Below are 25,147 nucleotides of genomic sequence, written 5' to 3' on the forward strand. Positions count from 1 at the left end.
GTAAATTATGGCATATAGTGAAAAAGTCGTTGATCATTATGAAAACCCACGTAATGTTGGTTCATTTGATCAAAATGATCCTAATGTTGGTAGCGGTATGGTTGGCGCGCCAGCGTGTGGCGATGTGATGCGTCTACAAATCAAAGTGAATGATAATGGGATTATTGAAGATGCTAAGTTCAAAACTTATGGTTGTGGTAGTGCAATTGCATCAAGTTCCTTGGTTACAGAATGGATAAAAGGTAAATCATTAGACGAAGCAGGAGCGATCAAAAATACGGATATTGCTAAGGAGCTTGCTTTACCTCCAGTAAAAATCCATTGTTCGATACTAGCGGAAGATGCAATTAAAGCAGCTATTGAAGACTATAAAACCAAAAAAGGACAACGCTAATGGCAATCACATTGACTAATAGCGCAGCTGATCGTGTCCAAGCTTTCCTTGCCAATCGAGGAAAAGGTATTGGGTTACGATTAGGTGTTAAAACATCCGGTTGTTCTGGTATGGCGTATGTTTTAGAGTTTGCCGATGTGATTAATGATGATGATAGTGTCTTTGAAGACAAACAAGTCAAAGTTATCGTGGATAAAAAGAGCTTAGTCTATATTGATGGCACTGAACTTGATTTTGTTAAAGAAGGATTAAACGAAGGTTTCAAGTTTAATAATCCTAATGTGCAACACGAATGCGGTTGCGGTGAAAGCTTTAATGTGTAATTGGACACAATAATTATGGTTAATTACTTTGAGCTATTTAATTTGCCGGTTCAATTACCGGTGAATACCGCTGAGCTAACGACTTGTTATCAACAATTGCAAAGGCAATATCACCCAGATAATTTTGCCGTTGCAACCGATAATGATAAAGTGGCAATTGTTCAAAAATCAGCAACCATTAATGATGGTTACCATACGTTAAAAAATCCAATCAAAGCTGCCGAGTATTTTTTATCTCTACAAGGTTTTGATGTGGCAACTGAACAAAATATTATTCATGATGCCGATTTTTTAATGGAGCAATTTGTTTTACGTGAAAGGCTTGATGAAATCGAGAGTAAAGGGAATTTTGAATTATTAGATGATTTTCAAGCTGAGGTTGTTGCGCGACAGAATATTGTTTATAACGGATTATTACAATTTATTGCTAATCAAGATTGGTCAACTGCACTTAATCAGATCTATAAAATCCGCTATCTTGCTAGGTTGATTGAACAAATCGAAAAGTTACAAGAAAAGCAATTTGATTTATAATTTAAAATAAGTAACGTATCGATAGAGATAGATTAAATGGTATTATTACAGATCAGTGAACCAGGGCAAACTCCACTACCACATCAGCGTCGCCTTGCGGTGGGGATTGATCTTGGTACAACGAATTCATTAGTAGCGACGGTTCGAAGCGGAAAAGCAGAGGTATTACCTGATTTAGAAGGTAATTTACTGTTACCATCCGTTGTGCATTATGGTGTTGATTATGATGATAACCCTATTATTACAATTGGAAAAAATGCTAAAGACAATGCCGTTAATGATCCGCAAAATACTGTCAGCTCTATTAAGCGATTAATGGGGCGAAGTTTATCTGATATAGATTTATCGTATTTTCCTTATACTTTTTCGCAAACTGAAAATGGTGTTCCTTTATTAAACTTGTCTAATGTTCAAGTCAATCCGATACAAGTTTCATCAGAAATTCTCACCGCTTTATCTGAGCGGGCAAAAGAGAGTTTGCAAGGTGAAATTGATGGTGTAGTTATTACTGTGCCAGCTTATTTTGATGATGCACAACGGCAAGCAACGAAAGATGCTGCAAAGTTAGCCGGTTTGCATGTATTGCGTTTACTCAATGAGCCCACAGCTGCTGCTATTGCCTATGGTTTAGATTCAGGAAAAGAAGGTGTTATCGCTGTTTATGATTTAGGTGGTGGTACTTTTGATATTTCTATTTTGCGCTTAAATAAAGGTGTTTTTGAAGTCCTAGCAACCGGTGGTGATTCTGCACTTGGTGGTGATGATTTTGATCGGTTATTGGCTGACTATATAAAGAGGGAATTAGGGTTAGTTAATAATATAGACCCTTATATTAATCAAAAAATCAGTAACCAAGCGACTGAAATAAAGATTTTACTGAGTCGTCAAGATTCGGCTGTATTGTCGCTTGATAATCAGTCATTGACTATTACCCGCCAGCAATTTCAACAATTAATTGAGCCATTGGTTAAACGTACTTTGGCCGTTTGTCGCCGAGCGTTAAAAGATGCAGAGATTAGTGTGGATGAAGTGGTTGAAGTTGTTATGGTTGGTGGCTCTACTCGCGTGCCATTAGTACGGCAATCAGTGGGACATTATTTCAAAACACATCCGTTAACATCTATTGATCCTGATAAAGTAGTTGCCATTGGTGCAGCTATTCAAGCTGATATTTTGGTTGGAAATAAACCTGATTCGGATATGTTATTGCTTGATGTGATCCCATTGTCGTTAGGCATTGAAATCATGGGCGAATTGATTGAAAAAATCATTCCACGTAATAGTACGATTCCGTGTGCAAGGGCTCAAGAGTTTACCACTTTTAAAGATGGTCAAACTGCGATGATGATTCATGTTTTACAAGGAGAACGTGAAAGTGTCGCTGACTGTCGATCGTTGGCTCGTTTTACATTGCAAGGTATTCCACCAATGCCAGCCGGTGGTGCGCACATTAGGGTGACTTTTCAAGTTGATGCCGATGGTTTATTAAATGTTACAGCAATGGAAAAATCAACGGGTATTGAAGCCACTATCCAAGTAAAACCTTCATATGGATTAACTGATAATGAAATTGCTGATATGATTCAAGATTCAATCAGTAATGCAGAACAAGATAAACAGATTCGAATGCTTGCTGAACAAAAAGTTGAGGCAGCTAGAGTACTTGAAAGCTTACAAAGCGCTTTAGATAAAGATGCTGACTTATTAAATGAAAAGGAATTGAGCCTGATTTTAGCAGCTAAGCATCAATTACAAGTAGCGAGTGAATCAGATAATAGTTACGCAATTGAAAAGCAAATAAAAATTGTTGATAACCTGACACAAGATTTTGCTGCCAAGCGAATGGACAGGTCTATTCGTCATGCTTTAACTGGTCATAGAGTTGATGATATTTAACTAACGAGATTATTATGCCAAAAATTACTTTTTTACCGAATGCCGATCTTTGCCCAGATGGAAAAACTGTTGAGGCGCAAGAAGGCGAATCTATTTTAGAAGTGGCATTGCGCAATGATATTGAAATTGAGCATGCGTGTGAAATGTCATGTGCTTGTTCTACATGCCACTGTATTGTTCGCAAAGGGTTCGATTCTCTAGAAGAAAGTGATGAGCAGGAAGACGACATGTTAGACAAAGCGTGGGGTGTTGAACCTCATAGCCGTTTAAGTTGCCAAGCTCGCGTCACGAATCAAGATCTAGAGGTTGAGATTCCAAGATATAGCCTGAATCATGCCAAAGAAGATCATTAATTTGCTATCATAATGACGAATGATACCCATTATAGTTCACTATAAAAATTAATCTTAAATCTGGTTATTTGATTGAAATTTGATGTTTGTAAATCAATAACCAGAAAAAACGCTTTATCTTTAAACCCAAATATCTGTATTTATTTCTTGCCGTTAGTTAACTAAAGGGGTATAATCCATCCACTTTGTTTATTGCCTTTATATAAGCAAATGATAAAAAGATATAATCGTTATGTAGAAAATAGCTAATTATATCAACAATACTCCCGATTTGGGGGTTACGAAAAAGAACGGATTACACTCTCCTGTCAATCGAAACAGGGAAAGAGGAGTAGTCTTTTGTTATAACTTTTAAATAATGGAGCTCTGGTCTCATGTCGAACCAAAGAATCCGTATCCGGTTAAAAGCGTTTGATCATCGTTTGATTGATCAATCAACTGCTGAAATTGTAGAAACTGCGAAGCGCACTGGTGCGCAAGTTCGTGGTCCTATTCCATTACCGACACGCAAAGAGCGTTTTACTGTATTGATTTCTCCGCACGTTAATAAAGATGCGCGTGATCAATACGAGATTCGCACTCATAAACGTCTAGTTGATATCGTTGAGCCAACTGAAAAAACAGTTGATGCTTTAATGCGTCTAGATCTTGCTGCCGGTGTTGATGTGCAGATCAGTTTAGGTTAATCCTAAGCTGAATGATTGAGAGGTCGAAACAATGATTGGTTTAATCGGTCGTAAAGTAGGAATGACACGTATCTTCACCGAAGAAGGTGTTTCTATTCCTGTCACCGTAGTAGAAGTTCAAAGCAACCGTATTACTCAAGTAAAAACCCTTGAGAATGATGGTTATCAAGCTATTCAGGTTACTACTGGCAGTAAAAAAGCAAGCCGCGTAAACAAACCTGAAGCAGGTCATTTCGCTAAGGCTGGCGTTGAAGCTGGTCGTGGTCTATGGGAATTCCGTTTTGAAGAAGGCGAATTTACTGTAGGTCAAAGTATTAACGTTGATATTTTCACAGACGTTAAAAAAGTTGATGTTACTGGAATATCTAAAGGTAAAGGTTTTGCTGGCGTCACTAAGCGTTGGAATTTCCGTACACAAGATGCAACTCATGGTAACTCTTTGGCACACCGTGGTCATGGCTCTATTGGTCAAAACCAAACTCCGGGTAAAGTGTTTAAAGGTCGTAAAATGGCAGGTCACCTAGGTAATGAACGTGTAACCGTTCAAAACTTAGATATTGTGCGTGTTGATGCTGAACGTAATCTTTTATTAATTAAAGGTGCAGTTCCTGGCGCAATCAATAGTGACGTAATTGTTAAACCGGCAATCAAGGCTTAACGTCGAGGAGATAGAGATGGAATTAGTAGTAAAAGACGCGCAAGCGCTTTCTGTTTCCGAAACTACCTTCGGACGTGAGTTTAATGAAGCGTTAGTTCACCAAGTAGTTGTTGCTTATGCATCTGCTGCTCGTCAAGGCTCACGCGCACAAAAAACTCGTGCAGAAATCGCTGGTTCAGGCAAAAAACCATGGCGTCAAAAAGGCACAGGTCGTGCTCGTTCAGGTTCTGTTAAGAGCCCAATTTGGCGCAGTGGTGGTGTAACATTTGCAGCAAAACCGCAAGATCATAGCCAAAAAGTTAACCGTAAAATGTATCGTGGTGCATTAAAGAGTATTTTCTCTGAATTAGTGCGTCAAGAACGTTTAGTTGTGGTTGAAACATTTACTGTTGAAGCACCTAAGACTAAATTATTAACTCAGAAATTAAGTGATATGAACCTTAACGATGTTCTTATTATCGCTTCTGAAGTTGATGAAAATCTTTTCTTAGCAGCACGTAACTTGCATAAAGTTGATGTGCGTGATGTGGCAGGTATTGATCCAGTTAGTTTGATTGCATTTGACAAAGTGGTTATCACTGTTGATGCCGTTAAACAAGTAGAGGAGATGTTAGCATGATTCGTGAAGAGCGTCTGCTTAAAGTCCTGCGAGCACCACATGTTTCTGAAAAAGCATCTATTTCAATGGAAAAAACAAATACATTAGTATTGAAAGTTGCTAAAGATGCTACTAAGAGAGAGATTAAAGCCGCAGTTGAACAACTATTTGAAGTTAAAGTAGATGACGTTAATACCCTTGTTGTTAAAGGTAAAGTTAAACGTCGTGGTCAACAAATCGGTCGCCGTAGCGACTGGAAAAAAGCTTACGTTACTTTAGCAGAAGGTCAAAATTTAGACCTTGCTGGCGTCGCTGAGTAATTCGGAGGAGTAAGAACAATGGCAGTTGTTAAGTGTAAACCTACATCTCCGGGTCGTCGCCACGTTGTTAAAGTGGTTAACCCAGAGTTGCATAAAGGTAAGCCTTATGCACCGTTGCTTGATTCAAAAAGCAAAACTGGTGGTCGCAATAATAATGGTCGAATCACTACCCGTCATATTGGTGGTGGTCATAAACAACATTATCGTATTGTCGACTTTAAGCGCAATAAAGATGGTATTCCAGCAGTTGTTGAACGTTTGGAATACGATCCGAATCGTAGTGCAAATATTGCATTAGTTTTATATAAAGACGGTGAACGTCGTTATATTTTAGCGCCTAAAGGCTTAAAAGCAGGTGATCAGATCCAATCTGGCGTTGACGCATCAATTAAAACAGGTAACTGTTTACCAATGCGCAACATCCCAGTCGGTTCTACCGTGCATAATATTGAAATGAAACCAGGTAAAGGCGGACAACTTGCTCGCTCTGCTGGTAGTTATGTTCAAATCGTTGCGCGTGATGGTGCATATGTAACATTGCGTTTGCGTTCAGGTGAAATGCGTAAAGTATTATCTGATTGCCGTGCTACTATTGGTGAAGTGGGTAATTCAGAGCATATGCTTCGTGTATTAGGTAAAGCGGGTGCAACGCGTTGGCGTGGTGTTCGTCCTACTGTTCGCGGTACAGCAATGAACCCGGTAGACCATCCACATGGTGGTGGTGAAGGTCGTAACTTTGGTAAACATCCTGTGTCTCCATGGGGTCAAAAAGCCAAAGGATTGAAAACGCGTAGCAACAAACGTACTGATAAGTATATTGTTCGCCGTCGCAATAAGAAATAATTAATATAGAGGATTAGCTATGCCACGTTCTCTCAAGAAGGGTCCTTTCATTGACCTACACTTGCTGAAGAAGGTAGAGAAAGCGGTGGAAAGCGGGGACAAGAAACCAATTCGTACTTGGTCCCGTCGTTCAACGATCTTTCCTAATATGATCGGATTGACCATCGCTGTCCATAATGGTCGTCAGCACGTTCCAGTTTATGTTTCCGACGAAATGGTTGGTCATAAATTGGGTGAATTCGCGCCGACTCGTACTTATCGCGGTCACGCAGCTGATAAGAAAGCTAAGAAGAAATAAGTAGGAGAAAGAGATGGAAACAATTGCAAAGTACCGCCACGCTCGTTCTTCTGCACAAAAAGTTCGCTTAGTTGCAGATCTTGTTCGCGGTAAGAAAGTGTCTCAGGCACTAGATATTTTAACGTACACCAATAAAAAAGCGGCTGTACTTGTTAAAAAAGTATTAGAGTCTGCTATTGCTAATGCAGAGCATAACGATGGTGCTGATATTGATGATCTAAAAGTTGCGAAAATTTTCGTAGACGAAGGCCCAACCATGAAGCGTATTATGCCTCGTGCGAAAGGTCGCGCAGATCGAATTTTGAAGCGTACGAGTCACATCACCGTGATCGTCTCAGATCGCTAGGCTGGAGAATAGCAATGGGTCAAAAAGTAAATCCAAATGGTATCCGATTAGGCATTGTCAAGCCTTGGACATCTACATGGTATTCGGGTACAAAGACATTCGCTGATAATTTAGAAAGTGATTTTAGAGTGCGTCAATTCTTGAACAAAGAATTAGCACAAGCATCAATCTCTAAAATTGTGATCGATCGTTCAGCAGAAACTAACGTTCGCATTACTATTCACACTGCTCGTCCGGGTATTGTGATTGGTAAAAAAGGTGAGGACGTTGAAAAATTACGTAATGCCGTAGCTTCTATTGTCAATAAATATAAAGACAAAAAAGAGAAACGTGATGTTGCAGTACAAATTAATATTGCCGAAGTTCGTAAACCAGAACTAGACGCAAAATTAGTTGCTGATAGCATTACTTCTCAGTTAGAACGCCGTGTTATGTTCCGTCGTGCGATGAAACGTGCGGTACAAAACGCAATGAAAGCGGGTGCTAAGGGTATCAAAGTTGAAGTAAGTGGTCGTTTAGGCGGCGCTGAAATTGCTCGTAGTGAATGGTATCGTGAAGGACGTGTGCCTTTACATACATTACGTGCTGACATCGACTATGGATTGTCTGAAGCATTAACTACCTATGGTATTATTGGTGTTAAAGTGTGGATCTTCAAAGGTGAGATCCTTGGTGGTATGGCTGCCGTTGAACAAGCAGAAAAACAACCTGCTGCTCAACCGAAAAAGCAGCGCAAAGGCCGAAAACAATAAGGAGCGTCGCTGATGTTACAACCAAAGCGTACAAAATTCCGTAAAGTGCACAAGGGCCGCAATCGTGGTCTAGCTGTAAGTACTGATGTTAGTTTCGGTACATTCGGTCTTAAGGCTGTAGGTCGTGGTCGTTTGACTGCGCGCCAGATCGAAGCGGCACGTCGTGCAATGACTCGTGCAGTTAAGCGTCAAGGTAAAATCTGGATTCGAGTTTTCCCTGATAAACCAATTACCGAAAAACCACTTGCGGTGCGTATGGGTAAAGGTAAGGGTAACGTTGAATACTGGGTTGCACAGATTCAACCAGGTAAAGTCCTTTATGAAATGGACGGTGTACCGGAAGAAGTTGCTCGTGAAGCATTTGCGTTGGCAGCTGCAAAACTGCCAATTAAAACCACCTTTGTGATTAAGACGGTGATGTAAATGAAAGCAAAAGAGCTACGCGAAAAAAGCGTTGAAGAGTTAAATACTGAACTTCTTAATTTATTACGTGAGCAATTTAACTTACGTATGCAATTAGCTGGAGGTCAGTTAACACAGACTCATATGTTAAAACAAGTGCGTCGTAATATTGCACGTGTTAAAACATTATTAACTGAGAAGGCGGGTGCGTAATATGACTACTGAAGTAAAAATTCGTACTCAGCAAGGTCGTGTTATTAGCGACAAAATGGATAAATCTATTACTGTAGCTATAGAACGTAAAGTGAAGCATCCGTTATATGGTAAGTTCATTAAACGTACGACTAAATTGCATGTACATGACGAAAACAACGAGTGTGGTATTGGGGATACTGTAGAAATTAAAGAGTGTCGTCCATTATCAAAAACCAAATCTTGGACTCTTGTTCGAATCGTTGAAAAAGCAGTTATCTAATCTTTTTGATTAAAAACTGTACATAATATAATAAACGGCTGAGTGGCCGTTTATTTTATGCTATCCATTTTACTTGAGTGGTGTTATACTATCCGCCCTCACGTAAGTGGGTTTTTGGTTGTCTATTCTTATCCATGGTAGTTGAAGTGGATGAAGGTAGATTAGACAATAATTTATTTATACGGAGCATTAAAATGATCCAAGAACAGACTAGGCTAGATGTTGCCGATAACTCTGGCGCACGTAGCGTAATGTGTATCAAGGTTCTCGGTGGATCGCACCGTCGTTATGCAGCGGTAGGTGATATCATCAAAGTTACCATTAAAGAAGCAATTCCACGTGGTAAAGTTAAAAAAGGTGATGTGCTTAAAGCTGTTGTAGTGCGCACTAGAAAAGGTGTTCGTCGTCCTGATGGATCTGTCATTCGTTTCGATCGTAATGCTTGTGTTATTTTAAATAATAACAGTGAGCAACCGATTGGTACGCGTATTTTTGGACCGGTCACTCGTGAACTTCGTTCTGAGAAGTTTATGAAGATCATTTCATTAGCACCAGAAGTACTGTAAGGAGCGGGTAATGGCAGCGAAAATCCGTCGAGAAGATGAAGTTATCGTGTTAACCGGTAAAGATAAAGGTAAACGCGGTAAAGTAAAAAGCGTTTTGTCTACAGGAAAAGTGATTGTTGAAGGTATTAATTTGGTGAAAAAACATCAAAAACCAGTACCTGCATTAAATCAAGAAGGTGGAATTGTTGAAAAAGAAGCAGCAATTAATGTTTCTAACGTAGCAATTTTCAACCCAGCTACAGGCAAAGCAGATCGCGTAGGCTTTCGTATTGAAGACGGTAAAAAAGTCCGTTTTTATAAGTCTACTAATGAATTAATCAATTAAGTAATTTGGAGTGTACGATGGCGAAACTGCATGATTACTACAAAGCACAGGTAGTAAATAAACTGCAAGAACAGTTTGGCTACAAATCTGTCATGCAAGTCCCTCGGATCGAAAAGATCACCTTGAATATGGGTGTGGGTGAAGCAATTACTGATAAGAAATTATTAGATAATGCGGTTGCAGATTTAGCTGCAATCAGTGGTCAAAAACCGCTTGTCACTAAAGCACGCAAATCAGTTGCTGGTTTTAAAATCCGTCAAGGGTATCCTATTGGTTGTAAAGTCACTTTACGTGGCGAACGTATGTGGGAATTTTTTGAACGTCTAGTTTATATTGCTCTTCCTCGTACTCGAGATTTTCGTGGTTTAAGCGCAAAATCTTTTGATGGTCGTGGTAACTATAGCATGGGTGTTCGTGAGCAAATCGTTTTCCCTGAAATCGATTATGATAAAGTTGATCGTGTTCGTGGTTTAGATATTACTATCACAACAAGTGCACAATCAGATGAAGAAGGCCGAGCTTTATTATCTGCCTTTAACTTCCCATTTCGTAAGTAAGGTAGGGCATAATGGCTAAACAATCAATGATTGAACGCGATAAAAAACGCGTAAAGCTAGCAGAAAAATATTTTGCAAAGCGTCAAGAATTAAAAGCGATTATCTCTGATCTTAATGCATCAGATGAAGATCGTTGGAATGCAGTGCTTAAATTGCAAACGCTTCCTCGTGATTCTAGTCCATCACGTCAACGTCGTCGTTGTCGTCAAACTGGTCGTCCTCATGGCGTCCTTCGTAAGTTTGGTTTAAGTCGTATTAAGGTTCGTGAGTCAGCCATGCGTGGTGAGATTCCTGGTCTTAAAAAGGCAAGTTGGTAATCAGGGGAGTGTTATAGATGAGCATGCAAGATCCTATAGCAGATATGTTGACCCGTATTCGTAATGGTCAATCTGCGAATAAAGTTGCAGTCACCATGCCTTCCTCTAAGCTGAAAGTGGCTATTGCCAATGTGCTAAAAGAAGAAGGTTATATCGGGGACTATAAAGTTGTTGGTGACACTAAGCCAGAATTGGAAATTACTTTAAAATATTTCCAAGGCAAAGCTGTTGTAGAAAGTATCAAACGTGTTAGCCGTCCAGGTTTACGTATTTATAAACGTAAAGATGAATTACCAAAAGTTATGGCTGGACTAGGTATCGCAGTTGTTTCTACTTCTAAAGGTGTTATGACTGATCGTGCAGCACGCCAAGCAGGTCTTGGTGGTGAAATTATCTGCTACGTAGCGTAAGGGAGAAAAAGATGTCTCGTGTTGCAAAAGCACCTGTCGTTGTTCCTGCTGGCGTAGAGGTAAAACTCAATGGTCAGGTAATTACGATTAAAGGTAAAAATGGCGAGTTATCTCGCACAATAAATAATGCGGTTGTGATTAATCAAGAAGAAGGTCAAATTAAATTTGCTCCTCGTGATGGTTTTGCAGATGCTTGGGCTCAAGCAGGTACTGCTCGCGCATTGATTAACGCAATGGTTATTGGTGTTACTGAAGGTTTTACTAAAAAACTTCAGCTAGTTGGTGTCGGTTATCGTGCACAAGTTAAAGGTAATGCAATTGGTTTATCTCTTGGATATTCACATCCAATTGAACATCAATTACCTGCAGGTGTAACAGCTGAATGTCCTTCTCAAACTGAAATCGTGCTAAAAAGTGCTGATAAACAGTTAATTGGACAAGTAGCTGCTGATATCCGTGCTTATCGTCGTCCTGAGCCTTATAAAGGTAAAGGTGTTCGTTACGCAGATGAAGTTGTGCGTACTAAAGAAGCTAAGAAAAAGTAAGGTAACACTATGGATAAGAAATCAGCTCGTATCCGTCGTGCAACTAAAGCGCGTCGCAAGATGCATGAACTACTTGCAACTCGCTTAGTGGTTCATCGCACTCCGCGTCATATTTATGCGCAGATTATCGCACCAAACGGATCAGAAGTACTGGCAGCTGCTTCTACATTAGAAAAAGCTATCAGTGAAAGTTTAAAATACACCGGAAACAAAGATGCAGCGGCGGCGGTTGGTAAAGCAATTGCTGAACGTGCATTAGCGAAAGATATCAAAGAAGTTTCATTTGATCGTTCAGGTTTCCAATATCATGGTCGAGTTCAGGCGCTAGCAGATGCTGCTCGCGAAGCTGGCCTACAGTTCTAAGGTAGGAGTTAAAGATGTCAAACATCGAAAAACAAGCTGGTGAACTGCAGGAAAAACTAATCGCAGTTAACCGAGTTTCTAAAACCGTAAAAGGTGGTCGTATTTTTAGTTTTTCTGCACTAACAGTTGTTGGTGACGGTAATGGCCGCGTAGGTTTTGGATATGGTAAAGCACGTGAAGTGCCAGCAGCAATTCAAAAAGCAATGGAAAAAGCACGTCGCAATATGATCAATGTTGCATTAAATAACGATACATTACAGCATCCAGTTAAAGGTGCTCACACAGGTTCTCGTGTTTATATGCAACCAGCATCAGAAGGTACTGGTATTATCGCTGGTGGTGCAATGCGTGCCGTTTTAGAAGTTGCTGGTGTTCGTAATGTTCTAGCTAAAGCATATGGTTCTACTAACCCAATTAATGTGGTTCGTGCAACGATTGATGGCTTAGAAAATATGAAATCACCCGAAATGGTTGCTGCTAAACGTGGTAAAACCGTCGAAGAAATTTTGGGGTAATTAACCATGGCAAAAACAATTAAAATTACACAGACTCGTAGTTCTATTGGTCGTCTACCGAAGCACAAAGCGACGTTAGTTGGTCTTGGATTACGTCGCATTGGTCATACTGTTGAGCGTGAGGATACTCCGGCTATTCGCGGTATGGTAAACCAAGTTTATTACATGGTTAAAGTAGAGGAGTAATAGTAATGCGTTTAAATACTTTATCTCCTGCGGAAGGTTCAAAGCATGCACCAAAACGTTTAGGCCGAGGAATCGGTTCTGGACTAGGTAAAACCGGTACTCGTGGTGTTAAAGGTCAAAAATCTCGTTCAGGCGGTGGCGTTCGTCGCGGCTTTGAAGGTGGTCAAATGCCTTTATATCGTCGTTTACCAAAATTTGGTTTTACCTCACGTAAAGCTCTAGTTACAGCTCAAGTTCGTCTTTCTGATTTGATGAAAGTCGAAGGCGATATTGTTGACCTAAATAGCTTGAAAGTTGCTAATGTGATTAATTCACATATCGAATATGCAAAAATTATGTTATCTGGTGAGGTAACTAAACCAGTAACTGTTCGTGGTATTCGGGTAACTAAAGGTGCTAAAGCTGCAATTGAAGCTGCTGGCGGAAAAATTGAGGAATAATTAGAAAGATGGCAAAGCAACCAGGATTAGATTTTCAAAGTGCACGAAGTGGTAGTGGTGAGCTTAAAAGACGTTTGATGTTTGTGCTTTTAGCACTTATTGTTTTTCGTCTTGGCTCTTACATTCCTGTTCCTGGTATTGATACTAAAGCGTTATCGGACTTACTAACACAAGCATCGTCAAATGGTATTGTGGGTATGTTCAATATGTTCTCTGGTGGTGCTTTAAGCCGTGCTTCAATTTTTGCTTTAGGGATAATGCCTTATATTTCTGCGTCAATTATTGTGCAGTTATTAACGTCAATTAGCCCTAAACTAGCAGAATTGAAGAAAGAAGGTGAATCAGGTCGTAAAAAAATTAGTCAGTACACTCGTTATGGCACGCTTGCTTTGGCAATTGTACAGGCAGTTGGTATTGCGACTGGTTTGCCAAATATTCCTGGTTATGAGAAAGTTGTGATTAATCCAGGATTTTCTTTCTATTTTGTTGCATCGGTTAGCTTAGTTACTGGCACTATGTTTCTTATGTGGCTAGGTGAACAGATCACAGAGCGAGGTGTAGGTAATGGTATTTCCATCATTATCTTTGCGGGTATCGTGGCTGGTCTACCTCATGCAATATATGAAACAATTGAACAAGCTCGTTCTGGTTCATTGCATCCGATTTTATTATTAGTAGTTGCTGCATTGGTGGTAGGTGTAACCTATTTTGTTGTGTTTGTTGAACGTGGTCAACGACGTATTGTTGTTAACTATGCACAAAGGCAGCAAGGTCGTCGTGTTTATGCGGCACAAAGTACACATTTACCATTAAAGATTAATATGGCAGGTGTTATTCCAGCAATATTTGCCTCAACAATTGCTATGTTACCGTCTATGATGGCTTCTTGGTTTCAAGGAGATGGTGAAGGATGGAGATATATTATTGTACTTATTGGGCAATATTTTTCTCATGAGCAACCATTATACATAATCTTTTTTGCAGCAGCGATTGTCTTCTTTTGTTTCTTTTATACAGCATTGGTTTTCAATCCAAGAGAAACAGCAGATCAGCTTAAAAAATCTGGTGCATTTATTCCAGGTATTCGCCCAGGTGAACAAACATCTAAGTATATCGACAAAGTAATGACTCGTTTAACGCTAATTGGCGCAATCTACATTACTTTTGTATGTTTGGTACCAATGTTTATGACAAGCGCAATGAATGTTCCTGTTCAATTTGGTGGAACGTCTTTATTAATTGTTGTTGTTGTAATCATGGATTTTATGGCACAAGTACAGACTTTAATGATACCAAATCGTTATGAGTCAATGTTAAAGAAAGCGAACCTTAAAGGCTACGGTCGATAAGTTAGCCAGAAGTTACGGAGAAAAAAATGAAAGTTCGTGCTTCAGTCAAGAAATTATGCAGAAATTGTAAAATTATTAAACGTAATGGCATTGTTCGTGTTATTTGCGTTGAAGGTAAACACAAGCAACGTCAAGGTTAATTTGTTTAGCCGAAAAGTTGCGCTTTTGCATATTTTTCTTGCCAAAGTATAGTAAAGCTGGCTAGAATAGCCAGCCTAGTTTTATTTGTGAGTTCACTGTTTGAGTATCCTGAAAACGGGCTTTTCAGTATGGTGAATTCGCTAAACATTAACAATAAAGGAGTGCATAGTGGCCCGTATAGCAGGCATTAACATTCCTGATCAACAACATGCTGTAATTGCTTTACAAGCAATTTATGGAATTGGAAGTACTCGCGCTAAGACTATTTGTGCTCAAGCGGGTATTCCTGAACATGTGAAGATCAGAGAACTATCTGAAGATCAGATTGAAACGTTACGTGAACAAGTCGCTAAATTCACAGTTGAAGGTGATTTACGTCGTGAAGTAACTATGAGTATCAAGCGTTTATTAGACCTTGGTTGTTATCGTGGCATGCGTCATCGTCGTGGACTACCGGTCCGTGGCCAACGCACAAAGACTAACGCTCGTACCCGTAAGGGACCGCGTAAGCCAATCAAGAAATAATTGAGGTATAATTAAATGGCAAAGACACCTGTTCGTACACGTAAACGTGTAAAAAAGCAAGTTTCTGATGGTATAGCTCATATTCATGCATCATTCAACAATACAATCGTAACTATTACCGATCGTCAAGGTAATGCGTTGGGTTGGGCAACCGCTGGTGGTTCTGGTTTCCGTGGCTCTCGTAAGTCAACTCCGTTTGCAGCTCAAGTGGCCGCAGAACGTTGTGCTGAAGCCGTGAAAGATTACGGAATTAAGAATCTAGAAGTTATGGTTAAAGGACCTGGTCCTGGTCGTGAGTCAACAATTCGTGCATTAAATGCAGCGGGTTATCGCATCACTAACATTACTGATGTTACTCCGATTCCTCATAACGGTTGTCGTCCACCAAAGAAACGTCGTGTTTAATTTTTTAAACATTGAATGTTTAGGATTATTGGAGAAATAAAATGGCAAGATATTTGGGACCAAAACTCAAATTAAGTCGTCGTGAAGGTACAGATTTATTCCTTAAGTCTGGCGTCCGAGCGGTTGATAGTAAATGTAAATTAGAACAAGCTCCTGGACAGCATGGTGCGCGTAAACCGCGTTTATCAGATTATGGTGTTCAGTTACGTGAAAAACAAAAAGTTAGACGTATTTATGGAATTTTAGAACGTCAATTCCGTAATTACTATAAAAGCGCTGCGCGTATTAAAGGCAATACCGGTGAAAACCTACTTGGTCTTTTAGAACGTCGCTTAGATAACGTTGTTTATCGCATGGGATTTGGTGCGACTCGTGCTGAAGCCCGTCAATTAGTTAGTCATAAAGCTGTTCTTGTTAATGGTCGCGTTGTTAATATTGCATCTTATCAAGTTTCACCAGAAGATGTGATTAGTGTTCGCGAAAAATCAAAAAAACAAGCACGTATTAAAGCCGCTTTAGAGTTAGCTGAACAACGTGAAAAACCAACATGGTTAGAAGTTGATGCTAGCAAAATGGAAGGTGTGTTTAAACGCTTACCAGAACGTTCAGATTTATCTGCTGACATCAACGAACATTTGATCGTCGAACTTTACTCTAAGTAAAGTTTAGCACTTAAGAGAGGACATAATGCAGGGTTCTGTAACAGAGTTTTTAAAACCTCACCTAGTTGATGTTGTTCAATACAGCCAAACACATGCTAAAGTGACTTTAGAGCCACTTGAACGTGGTTTTGGTCACACTTTAGGTAATGCACTGCGCCGCATTTTATTATCATCTATGCCGGGATATGCAGTAACCGAAGTTGAAATTGACGGTGTTCTGCATGAGTACAGTACTAAAGAAGGTGTTCAAGAAGATGTGCTTGATATTTTGCTTAATTTAAAAAAATTAGCTGTACGAGTACATACTAAAGATGATGTGATGCTGACTTTAAACAAATCAGGTATTGGTGCCGTAACCGCATCTGACATCACTCATGATGGTGATGTTGAAATTGTTAATCCTGATTTAGTAATTTGTCATCTTACTGATGCCAATGCTTCAATTAGTATGCGTATTCGTGTACAACGAGGACGTGGTTATGTCCCTGCTTCTGCTCGCGTTAAGTCAGAAGATGAAGAGCGACCAATTGGTCGTCTGTTAGTTGATGCATGTTATAGTCCTGTCGAGCGTATTGCTTATTCTGTTGATGCTGCTCGTGTGGAACAACGTACGGACTTAGATAAACTTGTTATCGATATGGAAACCAATGGTACTATCGATCCTGAGGAATCTATTCGTCGTGCATCAACTATTTTGGCTGAACAACTTGAAGCTTTCGTTGATTTACGTGATGTGCGTCAACCTGAAGTGAAAGAAGATAAACCGGAGTTTGATCCAATCCTTTTACGTCCAGTAGATGATTTGGAATTAACTGTTCGGTCTGCTAATTGCTTAAAAGCAGAAGCAGTTCATTATATTGGTGATTTAGTGCAACGTACCGAAGTTGAGTTACTTAAAACCCCTAATCTTGGTAAGAAATCGCTTACTGAAATTAAGGATGTACTCGCATCTCGTGGTTTATCTTTAGGCATGCGTCTTGAGAACTGGCCACCAGCAAGTATTGTTGAAGACTAAGATAAAATTTATATAAGAAGGATAAAGTTATGCGCCATCGTAAAAGTGGTCGTCAACTGAACCGAAATAGCAGCCATCGTCAAGCAATGTTTCGTAACATGACTAGTTCACTTGTTGAACATGAAATCATCAAAACTACATTGCCTAAAGCAAAAGAGTTGCGTCGTGTTGTTGAACCGTTAATTACGCTAGCCAAAAGCGATAGCGTAGCTAATCGCCGTCTGGCTTTTGCTCGTATCCGTGATAAAGATACAGTTAAAAAATTATTTTCAGATTTAGGTCCACGTTTTGCTACCCGTCCTGGTGGTTATGTACGTATTTTAAAATGTGGTTTCCGTGATGGAGATAATGCTCCAATGGCTTATATTGAATTAGTTGACCGCCCTGCAGTAGAAGCAGAAGCAGCAGCTGAATAATTATTAAATCATTGTGTATTAAAACCGGCTATATGCCGGTTTTTTATTTTCTAATTTAGATTGATCGTCACTACCTGATTTTACAGTTCGTTAAACTTATTAAGGGATTGCTATCTACTAAATGGTATCCAAGATATTAATGATTTGGTAGATAAATTTCCAAATGACAACGATTTACTGTATAAGCAGCATTAATAATGCGGTGGTGGTGTTTCTTCAGATAAATTTGCAATATTTGATGGCTGAGTAGCTTGCAGTTTTTGGGACAATAACGTTAATTGTTCTTTTAATTTACTAATGTCTGCCTGAAGGTGTGTCACCATTTGGTTTAACTCTTCAATGGTGACTTCTTGAAAGGCAACTTTAGTTTCAAGTAGTTCTAGTTGTTTATTCATAAAATATGTTCATGTATAAGTTATTAGATAATAAACTACATTGTAAGTAAAAATAGCGATTAAATCCATCCGCGTTCAGCAAAAGAGACGTACTCACCTTTTCCGATCACGATATGATCAACGATTCGAATATCAATTAAGTCACATACTTGTTCGATTTTTTGGGTAAGAATACGATCAGCTTGACTTGGTTCTGACACTCCTGAAGGGTGATTATGCGCTAAAATTAATGCTGCTGCATTATGTTGTAATGCTCGCCTTGCTATTTCGCGTGGATGAACTTCTACACAATTATAGGTACCGATAAACATCTCTTCTGAATAAATCACATGATTTTGATTATCTAAAAAAATCACCATAAAAACTTCTTGATCTTTATTCGCTAATCGACTCGCTAAATAGTGATGTGTTAGAGTTGGTGAGGTAAGCGAATTTTCTTTGGTCATTTTAACTTTTAAATATCGATGTGAAAGTTCAACAACCGCTTTTAATTGTGTGTATTTGGCTGTACCTAATCCTTTTTTTTGGCAAAAATCATTATGGCTTGCATTTATTAGATGATAAACTGAACCAAACTCATTTAATAATTTTTGCGATAACTCTAAAACCGGTAAATTACGTGTGCCAGTGCGTAAAAAAAGAGCCAGTAATTCTGCATCACTGAGTGTTTCAACCCCAAATTTCAAAAGCTTTTCACGTGGCATTAATGCAACTGATTGTGAAGGCATAATTGTTAGGTTCCAATAATTGTAAAATTCAGATTATTATAGGAAAAATTAGCAAGGTAAAATTGTAATGTAAAATATTGGGAGTTATTTCACAACTTATTAAGTAAAATTTAATAGATGGCAAATAAAAAGCGCTATACAGCGCCTTTTATAATTTCATTTTAATAGGTGGATTAGTGACAACCACATCCTCCATGACCACCGCCACAGCACCCAGTGCTTTCATCATCTTCGTCTTCATGAGCATGACCACCACAGCCACAACCACCATGTCCGTGATCATGTCCATGCTCACCATGAATATGACCATGAGCGATTTCATCTTCTGTTGCCTCACGGATAGCTAATATTTCAATATTAAATTTTAGATCTTGCCCAGCAAGCATGTGATTGCCATCAATGGTAACGTTATCGCCATCAATAGCGGTAATTTCAACTGGTAAAGAACCCTGATCAGTATCAGCAAAAAAGCGCATGCCCACTTCAAGTTCATCAACACCGACAAACACATCACGAGGAACATTTTGTACAAGTGCATCGTTAAAATCGCCATAGGCATTAATTATTTCAACGTCAAATTTATCACCAACTTGATGACCTTCTAGCGCTTTTTCAAGATCTTGTAATAGATTACCAGCACCTTGTAGATATTCAAGTGGTGCAGCAGCGGTTGCTTCGTCAACTAAGACGCCGTCTGTAGTACGCACTTGATACGCCATACTCACTACTGTATTTTTTGCTATTTTCATTTTTTCTCCAACAAACTGTTACCGTGCAAATTGGCATAGATTTTAACGGAAAAAACAGTATATGTATTCTAAATTTTATGTTTTTGTTCAAAACTTACGAAAAGAATAATATAAGTAACTAAGATAGTAATTTGATATTAAATATAATTAAAAAGGCGCAACCATTAATGGTTTAGCGCCTTTTTTATATATAATAAGGATTACTTATTTAAGTTCTAACTCATTCATTGCTGCGATACTAAATCCGCCGTCGACGTGAATTACTTCACCGGTAATGCCTGATGCTAAATCAGAACATAAAAATGCTGCTGAATTGCCGACATCTTCAGTAGTCACTGTGCGACGAATTGGGGTTACTGATTCACAGTGCGATAACATCTTTTTGAAATCTTTAATGCCTGATGCGGCAAGTGTACGAATTGGTCCAGCTGAAATGGCATTCACACGTACACCTTCTGGTCCCATGGCATTTGCCATATAGCGTACATTGGCTTCGAGTGATGCTTTAGCAAGCCCCATCACATTATAGTTAGGAATTGCACGTTCAGCGCCAAGGTAAGAAAGCGTAACCAATGCAGATCCTGGGTTTAACATTGATCGGCATGCTTTAGCCATGGCTACAAAGCTGTAAGAGCTGATATCATGAGCAATTGAAAACCCTTCACGAGTCACAGCATTAACATAATCACCATCTAATTGATCACCAGGTGCGAAAGCGATAGCGTGGACAAAACCGTCGAATTTATCCCATGTTTTTGCAAGTTCAGTAAATAGTTCTGTGATGCTTTCATCATGTGCAACATCGCAAGGTAGAACGATTTTTGAACCAAAATCAGCGGCAAACTCCTCAACACGACCTTTTAATTTATCGTTTTGGTAAGTAAAAGCGAGTTCAGCACCCTCACGATGCATAGATTGTGCAATACCGTAAGCAATAGAACGGTTACTTGCAACACCCGTAACAAGTATACGTTTGCCTGTTAAAAATCCCATAAATTGTTCCTCTAATGTTTTCACTATATAGTCTAGGATGATGAAGATTATATGTTGATCAAGCCAACTTCGCTACAATAAATTTATATTTCGCGATTTGTTATTATTTTATCTGGTGTCAGTCAAGTTGTTTAGACGTTTAATAATTGACTATAATAGTCAACTATTGAACTATTTTAAGGATGATATTATTTTGGAAAATTTAGTTAATTATAAAACGTTACCCGTTTGGGATGCTAAAAAATTACCACAAGTATTTTGTGAAAAACACCATACCCAAGAGGGCACATGGGCAAAGTTACACATTATTGCGGGTTGTTTAGATTGTGAGATATTAACTGAGCAAGGTGAGATCAAAAGTCAATACCATTATGATATGTTGCATCAGCCACCATTCATATCACCGTTGCAGTGGTACCGTATTGCCAAGGTATCAGATGATCTACAGTGCCAGTTGGCGTTTTATTGTCAGCCTGAGGACTATACTCATAAAAAGTACCAGATGACTAAAACACATTCTGAAGTGGTGTCAGCTTGTCAATTTATCCCTAAAGGTAAAGTATTAGATCTTGGTTGTGGCTCTGGCCGTAATTCGCTTTATTTGCAATTATTAGGTTTTGAAGTCAACGCTGTTGATAAATCGGAACAGAGTATTAATAATTTACAGCAGATTATTCATAATGATAATCTAAACCATATCAATGCTTCTTTCTATGATATTAACCAAGCCAACTTAAAAGGTGAATACGATTTTATTATCTCAACGGTTGTGATGATGTTTTTACAACCAGATAAAATCCCAGATATTATTCATAATATGCAGGCTATCACCAAACGTGGCGGTTATAATCTTATCGTCTGTGCAATGTCAACGGCTGATTATCCTTGTTCTGTGGGATTTTCATTCACATTTAAAGAACAAGAATTACTCAATTATTATCAAGATTGGGAAATTCTAAAATACAATGAAAATATTGGTCAATTACATAAAACTGATATTCATGGTAATCGTATAAAATTGAGATTTGCAACACTGTTAGCGAGAAAACGATAAATATTACAGGATTAAATATCCTGTAATATTGTAGTTTGGATACTTAATCCATACTGAGCTTTTCACCAACAACAAACCAAGACTGACGAGAATTTAATAAATCTTGTGCTGACATTGGTTTTTTACCCGCTGGTTGGAGCTTTGTCATATTTAATGCCCCTTTGCTTGTTGCGATGCAAATGCCGTTTTTGTCTGCTTGCAAAATCGTGCCAGCAGGCTGTTTTGAATCAATTTCAACGACTTGAGCTTGCCATACCTTAACCGGTTCGCCATTAACGACAAAATAGCTAACCGGCCATGGGTTAAAAGCGCGAACACAACGTTCGAGTTGCTCGGCAGATAAATTCCAATCAAGTTTGGCTTCTTGTTTTGAAAGCTTTTCGGCATAGGTAACTTTCGCTTCATCTTGCTTTTCTGGTTGGATTTTCCCTTCACTGATTAACGCTAATGTATCAAGCAAGCCTTGCGGACCAAGCTTTGCTAGTTTTTCATACAGCGATGCGCTAGTATCGGCTGGCTCAATTGGGCAGGTAAGCTTATAAAGCATATCGCCTGTATCAAGCCCTGCATCCATCTGCATAATGGTAATGCCCGTTTCTTGATCTCCTGCCCAGCAAGCACGCTGAATCGGTGCTGCGCCACGCCAGTGCGGTAGTAATGAACCATGTACATTTAAACAACCCAGCTTAGGCATATCAAGCACAGCTTGTGGCAAAATTAAGCCATAAGCAACAACTATCATAATGTCAGCATTAAGTTCAGCAATGATTTTTTGATTTTCTTCTTTTTTGAGGGTTACCGGTTGATAAACCGGCAGGCTATTTTCAATCGCTAATTGTTTAACAGGGCTTGCAGTTAATTTATTACCACGACCGGCAGGACGATCTGGCTGAGTAAAAACCGCTATCACATTATGCTTCGCATCAATAAGCGATTTTAAATGGGTAGCTGCAAAATCAGGTGTTCCTGCAAAAATGATATTTAATGGTTTAGTTGCATGTGGCATAAGTATTATGTCCATATCGAAAAATTATAGGGATTATACCTGAAATTTTAGTGAGAATCTTTAATCAAAATAAGTCAGTTTTGAGACACGGCAGGGTTTCAGACGTTTTGGCCTTTTGGAGAAATAATTAACGACGGTGACAACGCCTGAAACCTAACTGTGCCCAAATTAGCTGAACCAAAAGCTCTAGACTATTAAAAAAACTTATTTATCACATTGATTATTATAATTTTATTTGATTGTCATTTTTGATAAAAAAACAACAAGTTCGGCCCATTAAAGTTTTACCTAATCGTTTAACCGGCTAATCTTAATAAATCTATATAAAAATTGGATTAGCTACACTAAATCATACAACTTTTTAAACGGTTATACTTTAACTAGTTGAAGATTTTGCTTATTTAATAAGTATGTAAAAAAGTTAAAATAAATATAAATTTGCTTTGCGGGTAAATCATAATACTTTGTCATTTTAAACACCAGCACTGGCATATGTCTTAAACTTATCGAATGGACACCTTAGACGGGTTTTAGCTCTTACTTCGTGTATATCCTCGAAATTATCTTTCAAATTATCATCAAAATTATCTCGAAAAATCTTGTTGGCATTGGCTGTGTTATTATTGTCTTTTTCATGGAATTCGCTGGCATTAACGGGTAAAAGTGGTCGAGGGGGTAATCGTAGTGATGCTATAATACTGCTATCGTCTCAATAGGGGGGGATCCTCAAATCCGTAAGACCTAATCTTGATTTCGGCGGGGATCACTTCGCGGGTCTCGCTGACATATGGAACCCCGATTATGGATTCCTAGTTCAATCAACGGATCCAGCATCATACGTGCTTAATTTTCCAACTACGGGGCTGATGGATTATATTTTGATTTCATCATAATGGGAGAAGCAAGTGAATTGACATGGGGAGCGCCAGTTACGCATGAGGGAATTACTGCCACAGTGACGCGAAAAACAGAATGTAATGACGAAGGCTATGTCGAGTTTTGTGTGACGTTAACAGGTCTAGGGCAAGAGCTCAATGGGGTGATCCCTACCCTAATCAAATTACCGTGCTAAGGTTACCGCAGACCTTTGAGTTAGTGGGTAGAGATAGAGAGGGTAAAGAGATAGTGAAATATGGATTTGTCCTACAGAAATGGTTTTTGAACCGAGGAGCTGAATTATATTACTATCCTGATATGGTAACTTGGTGTAGTCGTTTGGGTTATCGTGTGCCACAGGTCAAGGACCTGACTAATGCAATTTGTTCTGGTCTTGGCTCAGATTTGCATTGCCAAGGATCCATTGACACAACGCACCATCAAGTGGTAATCATTATCAGCGTCAAATAGGTGCTGGATTGTTTACGGAGTGGGGCTTTATGCATCATTACACTGGTGCAGATTTCGTCTTCCAAAACTACTGGACAAGTGACACGACGAGGAATAGTAACTGTCAGTTTGATGTGGGTGCGGACAACGGTGACATTTATTTGTTCTGCTTCTCTAGCAATTACGGTGTTTGCACCGCTCCTTAGTCTAATAGTTAGTTCTTAATCTTTGGCGTGCGGGTCGAACTGATGGCACTAACTAAGTATAAGCAATCTTGCGTTTGGTAGCAGAATGTGGACTACGGCTAAGCGATTTGTATCATCCTGATACTTGTTTCTTCAAAGCCATCTTCGTTTTGCTGAGATGTTCATAATTTTTCGAGAAAAATTTGTCCGTCTGTGTTCGGTTTTAACATTCCAGCTATGATTTGTTTCTGATAAACACAGTTACGCCAAATATCCCTGTTTGGTGCATTAACCCCATTCCATTTTCGACATATTCTGACGCCGGAACAAAACAAACAAAATAGACTTTGGGTGGTGGAATGGTCTGTGTTTTTTATTTGGATACTTTTTTCATAAAAAAACAACCTAAGTGCTATTCAAAGATAGGTTAGTAAAAATATTGATTTTATTTTATTGGGTTTGTTTTGACTTTAAAACCCTCAGAACCCTTTTTTTATCGGCAATTTAAAATTCAATAAAATCAAAACATTGAAAAACAGCTCAAAAAAAGGGTTTTCAAAACTAAAATTGTTGTTTATCTTTATACAGCAAGATTTATAGAATCTTAAGTTCTACTTTAACGCCGCATAGGCGGTTTAGAAAATTCCGCGGAAATCTGGGTGACCGAAATTTAAACTTTAACGCCGCATAGGCGGTTTAGAAATACGAACACGACCTAATCTAGAATATGCAACCCTTTAACGCCGCATAGGCGGTTTAGAAATCAAATTTAAACCAAATTATTTCGTTAGCTTGCTTTAACGCCGCATAGGCGGTTTAGAAATAGGAGTTAAAATAACGAAAAAGATGGAATCACTTTAACGCCGCATAGGCGTTTAATTCATATAAAATTAACTCGATAATTATAAGAACAATAATCCCTTCCAAAAATAAGAGGTTATTTTGTTTATCTTATTTCGGTATCAGAATGCGCCGACAACTAAGCGAAGTTAGCACGCCAAACAAAGGTGTTTGGCGTGTTTGCGCTTTGTCAGAAACACAAATTTGTCTAGAATAAATTTAGTCATCTGAGCAAAGTGAATATGACATCAAACAG

Annotated in this window: 41 protein-coding genes and 1 CRISPR repeat array; of the genes, 36 read left to right on the plus strand and 5 right to left on the minus strand. The window is 38.9% G+C overall.

From position 1 onward, the window contains the following. Window positions 1-7 precede the first annotated feature (7 nt). The 33 genes from iscU (at window position 8) to rplQ (ending at window position 17,615) form a co-directional block, all read left to right on the plus strand. On the plus strand, window positions 8-394 hold the full coding sequence (gene iscU / locus GYY69_RS04150; protein ID WP_065586702.1) for a Fe-S cluster assembly scaffold IscU: 387 nt from the start codon (window positions 8-10) through the stop codon (window positions 392-394). Beyond that, window positions 394-717: an iron-sulfur cluster assembly protein IscA gene (gene iscA / locus GYY69_RS04155; protein ID WP_065638305.1), complete on the plus strand. Its 324-nt coding sequence runs from the start codon at window positions 394-396 to the stop codon at window positions 715-717. The genes iscU and iscA overlap by 1 nt, the downstream gene beginning before the upstream one ends. A 15-nt stretch (window positions 718-732) precedes the next feature. Next, complete coding sequence (gene hscB / locus GYY69_RS04160) at window positions 733-1,251, plus strand: Fe-S protein assembly co-chaperone HscB (protein WP_174796556.1); 519 nt, start codon at window positions 733-735, stop codon at window positions 1,249-1,251. A 36-nt stretch (window positions 1,252-1,287) separates the two neighbouring features. Further along, the gene (hscA, locus tag GYY69_RS04165; RefSeq protein ID WP_174796557.1) at window positions 1,288-3,147 is read left to right on the plus strand and encodes a Fe-S protein assembly chaperone HscA; all 1,860 of its coding nucleotides are present in this window, start codon (window positions 1,288-1,290) and stop codon (window positions 3,145-3,147) included. Between the two features lie 14 nt (window positions 3,148-3,161). Then, window positions 3,162-3,500 (plus strand): ISC system 2Fe-2S type ferredoxin, encoded by a 339-nt coding sequence (gene fdx, locus GYY69_RS04170; protein ID WP_065638308.1) that lies wholly within the window; start codon window positions 3,162-3,164, stop codon window positions 3,498-3,500. A gap of 374 nt (window positions 3,501-3,874) precedes the next feature. After that, window positions 3,875-4,186: a 30S ribosomal protein S10 gene (rpsJ, locus tag GYY69_RS04175; RefSeq protein WP_006120582.1), complete on the plus strand. Its 312-nt coding sequence runs from the start codon at window positions 3,875-3,877 to the stop codon at window positions 4,184-4,186. Between the two features lie 31 nt (window positions 4,187-4,217). Continuing rightward, the gene (gene rplC / locus GYY69_RS04180; RefSeq protein ID WP_174796558.1) at window positions 4,218-4,844 is read left to right on the plus strand and encodes a 50S ribosomal protein L3; all 627 of its coding nucleotides are present in this window, start codon (window positions 4,218-4,220) and stop codon (window positions 4,842-4,844) included. 16 nt (window positions 4,845-4,860) lie between these two features. After that, entirely contained in the window at window positions 4,861-5,463 is a 603-nt protein-coding gene (gene rplD / locus GYY69_RS04185; RefSeq protein ID WP_174796559.1) for a 50S ribosomal protein L4, read from the plus strand. Continuing rightward, window positions 5,460-5,762, plus strand: coding sequence for a 50S ribosomal protein L23 (gene rplW, locus GYY69_RS04190; RefSeq protein ID WP_034885052.1), 303 nt, complete (start codon window positions 5,460-5,462; stop codon window positions 5,760-5,762). Before rplD ends, rplW begins: the two co-directional genes overlap by 4 nt. Window positions 5,763-5,780: 18 nt before the next feature. Beyond that, window positions 5,781-6,605: a 50S ribosomal protein L2 gene (gene rplB / locus GYY69_RS04195; RefSeq protein WP_065558580.1), complete on the plus strand. Its 825-nt coding sequence runs from the start codon at window positions 5,781-5,783 to the stop codon at window positions 6,603-6,605. A gap of 19 nt (window positions 6,606-6,624) precedes the next feature. Further along, complete coding sequence (rpsS, locus tag GYY69_RS04200; RefSeq protein WP_024496505.1) at window positions 6,625-6,903, plus strand: 30S ribosomal protein S19; 279 nt, start codon at window positions 6,625-6,627, stop codon at window positions 6,901-6,903. Window positions 6,904-6,916: 13 nt separating this feature from the next. Continuing rightward, the gene (gene rplV / locus GYY69_RS04205; protein WP_034884235.1) at window positions 6,917-7,249 is read left to right on the plus strand and encodes a 50S ribosomal protein L22; all 333 of its coding nucleotides are present in this window, start codon (window positions 6,917-6,919) and stop codon (window positions 7,247-7,249) included. A gap of 14 nt (window positions 7,250-7,263) precedes the next feature. Beyond that, window positions 7,264-8,001 carry a 30S ribosomal protein S3 gene (gene rpsC, locus GYY69_RS04210; RefSeq protein ID WP_065638310.1) on the plus strand — a complete coding sequence of 246 codons (738 nt, stop codon included), beginning with the start codon at window positions 7,264-7,266 and terminating at the stop codon, window positions 7,999-8,001. 12 nt (window positions 8,002-8,013) lie between these two features. Beyond that, window positions 8,014-8,424: a 50S ribosomal protein L16 gene (gene rplP / locus GYY69_RS04215; protein ID WP_034911153.1), complete on the plus strand. Its 411-nt coding sequence runs from the start codon at window positions 8,014-8,016 to the stop codon at window positions 8,422-8,424. After that, complete coding sequence (rpmC, locus tag GYY69_RS04220) at window positions 8,425-8,616, plus strand: 50S ribosomal protein L29 (RefSeq protein ID WP_034902373.1); 192 nt, start codon at window positions 8,425-8,427, stop codon at window positions 8,614-8,616. A 1-nt stretch (window position 8,617) separates the two neighbouring features. Then, entirely contained in the window at window positions 8,618-8,878 is a 261-nt protein-coding gene (rpsQ, locus tag GYY69_RS04225) for a 30S ribosomal protein S17 (RefSeq protein WP_034911151.1), read from the plus strand. Between the two features lie 194 nt (window positions 8,879-9,072). Beyond that, window positions 9,073-9,444, plus strand: coding sequence for a 50S ribosomal protein L14 (rplN, locus tag GYY69_RS04230; RefSeq protein ID WP_025314392.1), 372 nt, complete (start codon window positions 9,073-9,075; stop codon window positions 9,442-9,444). Between the two features lie 10 nt (window positions 9,445-9,454). Beyond that, on the plus strand, window positions 9,455-9,769 hold the full coding sequence (gene rplX, locus GYY69_RS04235; protein WP_065561017.1) for a 50S ribosomal protein L24: 315 nt from the start codon (window positions 9,455-9,457) through the stop codon (window positions 9,767-9,769). A gap of 17 nt (window positions 9,770-9,786) precedes the next feature. After that, window positions 9,787-10,326 (plus strand): 50S ribosomal protein L5, encoded by a 540-nt coding sequence (gene rplE, locus GYY69_RS04240; RefSeq protein ID WP_065558584.1) that lies wholly within the window; start codon window positions 9,787-9,789, stop codon window positions 10,324-10,326. Between the two features lie 11 nt (window positions 10,327-10,337). Continuing rightward, complete coding sequence (rpsN, locus tag GYY69_RS04245; RefSeq protein WP_025314395.1) at window positions 10,338-10,643, plus strand: 30S ribosomal protein S14; 306 nt, start codon at window positions 10,338-10,340, stop codon at window positions 10,641-10,643. A gap of 17 nt (window positions 10,644-10,660) precedes the next feature. After that, window positions 10,661-11,053: a 30S ribosomal protein S8 gene (gene rpsH, locus GYY69_RS04250; protein WP_065567155.1), complete on the plus strand. Its 393-nt coding sequence runs from the start codon at window positions 10,661-10,663 to the stop codon at window positions 11,051-11,053. A gap of 11 nt (window positions 11,054-11,064) precedes the next feature. After that, the gene (rplF, locus tag GYY69_RS04255; protein ID WP_065638311.1) at window positions 11,065-11,598 is read left to right on the plus strand and encodes a 50S ribosomal protein L6; all 534 of its coding nucleotides are present in this window, start codon (window positions 11,065-11,067) and stop codon (window positions 11,596-11,598) included. Window positions 11,599-11,607: 9 nt separating this feature from the next. Beyond that, window positions 11,608-11,961 carry a 50S ribosomal protein L18 gene (gene rplR, locus GYY69_RS04260; RefSeq protein ID WP_025314398.1) on the plus strand — a complete coding sequence of 118 codons (354 nt, stop codon included), beginning with the start codon at window positions 11,608-11,610 and terminating at the stop codon, window positions 11,959-11,961. Window positions 11,962-11,975: 14 nt separating this feature from the next. Then, entirely contained in the window at window positions 11,976-12,476 is a 501-nt protein-coding gene (rpsE, locus tag GYY69_RS04265; protein WP_025314399.1) for a 30S ribosomal protein S5, read from the plus strand. Window positions 12,477-12,482: 6 nt separating this feature from the next. Then, window positions 12,483-12,662, plus strand: a complete 180-nt coding sequence (gene rpmD / locus GYY69_RS04270; protein ID WP_025314400.1) for a 50S ribosomal protein L30 — start codon at window positions 12,483-12,485, stop codon at window positions 12,660-12,662. Window positions 12,663-12,667: 5 nt separating this feature from the next. Then, window positions 12,668-13,102 carry a 50S ribosomal protein L15 gene (gene rplO / locus GYY69_RS04275; protein ID WP_065567153.1) on the plus strand — a complete coding sequence of 145 codons (435 nt, stop codon included), beginning with the start codon at window positions 12,668-12,670 and terminating at the stop codon, window positions 13,100-13,102. Between the two features lie 8 nt (window positions 13,103-13,110). Then, window positions 13,111-14,451, plus strand: a complete 1,341-nt coding sequence (gene secY / locus GYY69_RS04280) for a preprotein translocase subunit SecY (protein WP_174796560.1) — start codon at window positions 13,111-13,113, stop codon at window positions 14,449-14,451. Window positions 14,452-14,477: 26 nt separating this feature from the next. Continuing rightward, window positions 14,478-14,591: a 50S ribosomal protein L36 gene (rpmJ, locus tag GYY69_RS04285; protein ID WP_025314403.1), complete on the plus strand. Its 114-nt coding sequence runs from the start codon at window positions 14,478-14,480 to the stop codon at window positions 14,589-14,591. Window positions 14,592-14,760: 169 nt separating this feature from the next. Further along, a complete protein-coding gene (gene rpsM / locus GYY69_RS04290; protein WP_065638313.1) occupies window positions 14,761-15,117 on the plus strand; it encodes a 30S ribosomal protein S13 in 357 nt (118 codons plus the stop codon). Between the two features lie 15 nt (window positions 15,118-15,132). Beyond that, window positions 15,133-15,522 carry a 30S ribosomal protein S11 gene (gene rpsK / locus GYY69_RS04295; RefSeq protein ID WP_025314405.1) on the plus strand — a complete coding sequence of 130 codons (390 nt, stop codon included), beginning with the start codon at window positions 15,133-15,135 and terminating at the stop codon, window positions 15,520-15,522. A 41-nt stretch (window positions 15,523-15,563) separates the two neighbouring features. After that, window positions 15,564-16,184 (plus strand): 30S ribosomal protein S4, encoded by a 621-nt coding sequence (gene rpsD, locus GYY69_RS04300; protein ID WP_065567150.1) that lies wholly within the window; start codon window positions 15,564-15,566, stop codon window positions 16,182-16,184. 25 nt (window positions 16,185-16,209) lie between these two features. Beyond that, window positions 16,210-17,199 carry a DNA-directed RNA polymerase subunit alpha gene (locus GYY69_RS04305; protein ID WP_034911133.1) on the plus strand — a complete coding sequence of 330 codons (990 nt, stop codon included), beginning with the start codon at window positions 16,210-16,212 and terminating at the stop codon, window positions 17,197-17,199. 29 nt (window positions 17,200-17,228) lie between these two features. Then, window positions 17,229-17,615: a 50S ribosomal protein L17 gene (gene rplQ / locus GYY69_RS04310; protein WP_034884211.1), complete on the plus strand. Its 387-nt coding sequence runs from the start codon at window positions 17,229-17,231 to the stop codon at window positions 17,613-17,615. 191 nt (window positions 17,616-17,806) lie between these two features. Here the strand turns inward: rplQ and GYY69_RS04315 are convergent, their stop codons facing one another. From GYY69_RS04315 to fabI, 4 genes are all read right to left on the minus strand, one after another. Further along, window positions 17,807-18,010 (minus strand): SlyX family protein, encoded by a 204-nt coding sequence (locus tag GYY69_RS04315; protein ID WP_085247156.1) that lies wholly within the window; start codon window positions 18,008-18,010, stop codon window positions 17,807-17,809. A gap of 59 nt (window positions 18,011-18,069) precedes the next feature. Next, complete coding sequence (gene radC, locus GYY69_RS04320) at window positions 18,070-18,738, minus strand: RadC family protein (protein WP_174796561.1); 669 nt, start codon at window positions 18,736-18,738, stop codon at window positions 18,070-18,072. 173 nt (window positions 18,739-18,911) lie between these two features. Next, window positions 18,912-19,487, minus strand: coding sequence for a peptidylprolyl isomerase (slyD, locus tag GYY69_RS04325; RefSeq protein WP_174796562.1), 576 nt, complete (start codon window positions 19,485-19,487; stop codon window positions 18,912-18,914). A 204-nt stretch (window positions 19,488-19,691) separates the two neighbouring features. After that, window positions 19,692-20,480 (minus strand): enoyl-ACP reductase FabI, encoded by a 789-nt coding sequence (gene fabI / locus GYY69_RS04330; RefSeq protein ID WP_174796563.1) that lies wholly within the window; start codon window positions 20,478-20,480, stop codon window positions 19,692-19,694. Between the two features lie 193 nt (window positions 20,481-20,673). Between fabI and tehB the strand changes: the two genes are divergently transcribed. After that, a complete protein-coding gene (tehB, locus tag GYY69_RS04335) occupies window positions 20,674-21,534 on the plus strand; it encodes an SAM-dependent methyltransferase TehB (RefSeq protein ID WP_174796564.1) in 861 nt (286 codons plus the stop codon). Between the two features lie 43 nt (window positions 21,535-21,577). Here tehB and fmt read toward each other — a convergent pair whose 3' ends face one another. Continuing rightward, window positions 21,578-22,540, minus strand: a complete 963-nt coding sequence (fmt, locus tag GYY69_RS04340) for a methionyl-tRNA formyltransferase (protein WP_174796565.1) — start codon at window positions 22,538-22,540, stop codon at window positions 21,578-21,580. 892 nt (window positions 22,541-23,432) lie between these two features. Between fmt and GYY69_RS04345 the strand changes: the two genes are divergently transcribed. Further along, window positions 23,433-23,612, plus strand: a complete 180-nt coding sequence (locus GYY69_RS04345) for a hypothetical protein (protein WP_174796566.1) — start codon at window positions 23,433-23,435, stop codon at window positions 23,610-23,612. After that, window positions 23,606-23,887, plus strand: coding sequence for a hypothetical protein (locus GYY69_RS04350; RefSeq protein WP_174796567.1), 282 nt, complete (start codon window positions 23,606-23,608; stop codon window positions 23,885-23,887). Before GYY69_RS04345 ends, GYY69_RS04350 begins: the two co-directional genes overlap by 7 nt. 778 nt (window positions 23,888-24,665) lie before the next feature. Continuing rightward, window positions 24,666-24,935: a CRISPR direct-repeat array (repeat unit 29 nt; unit sequence CTTTAACGCCGCATAGGCGGTTTAGAAAT). The last annotated feature ends 212 nt before the right edge of the window (window positions 24,936-25,147 follow it).

Source organism: Gilliamella sp. ESL0250 (genome assembly GCF_013345045.1).
GTDB lineage: Bacteria > Pseudomonadota > Gammaproteobacteria > Enterobacterales > Orbaceae > Gilliamella > Gilliamella apicola_H.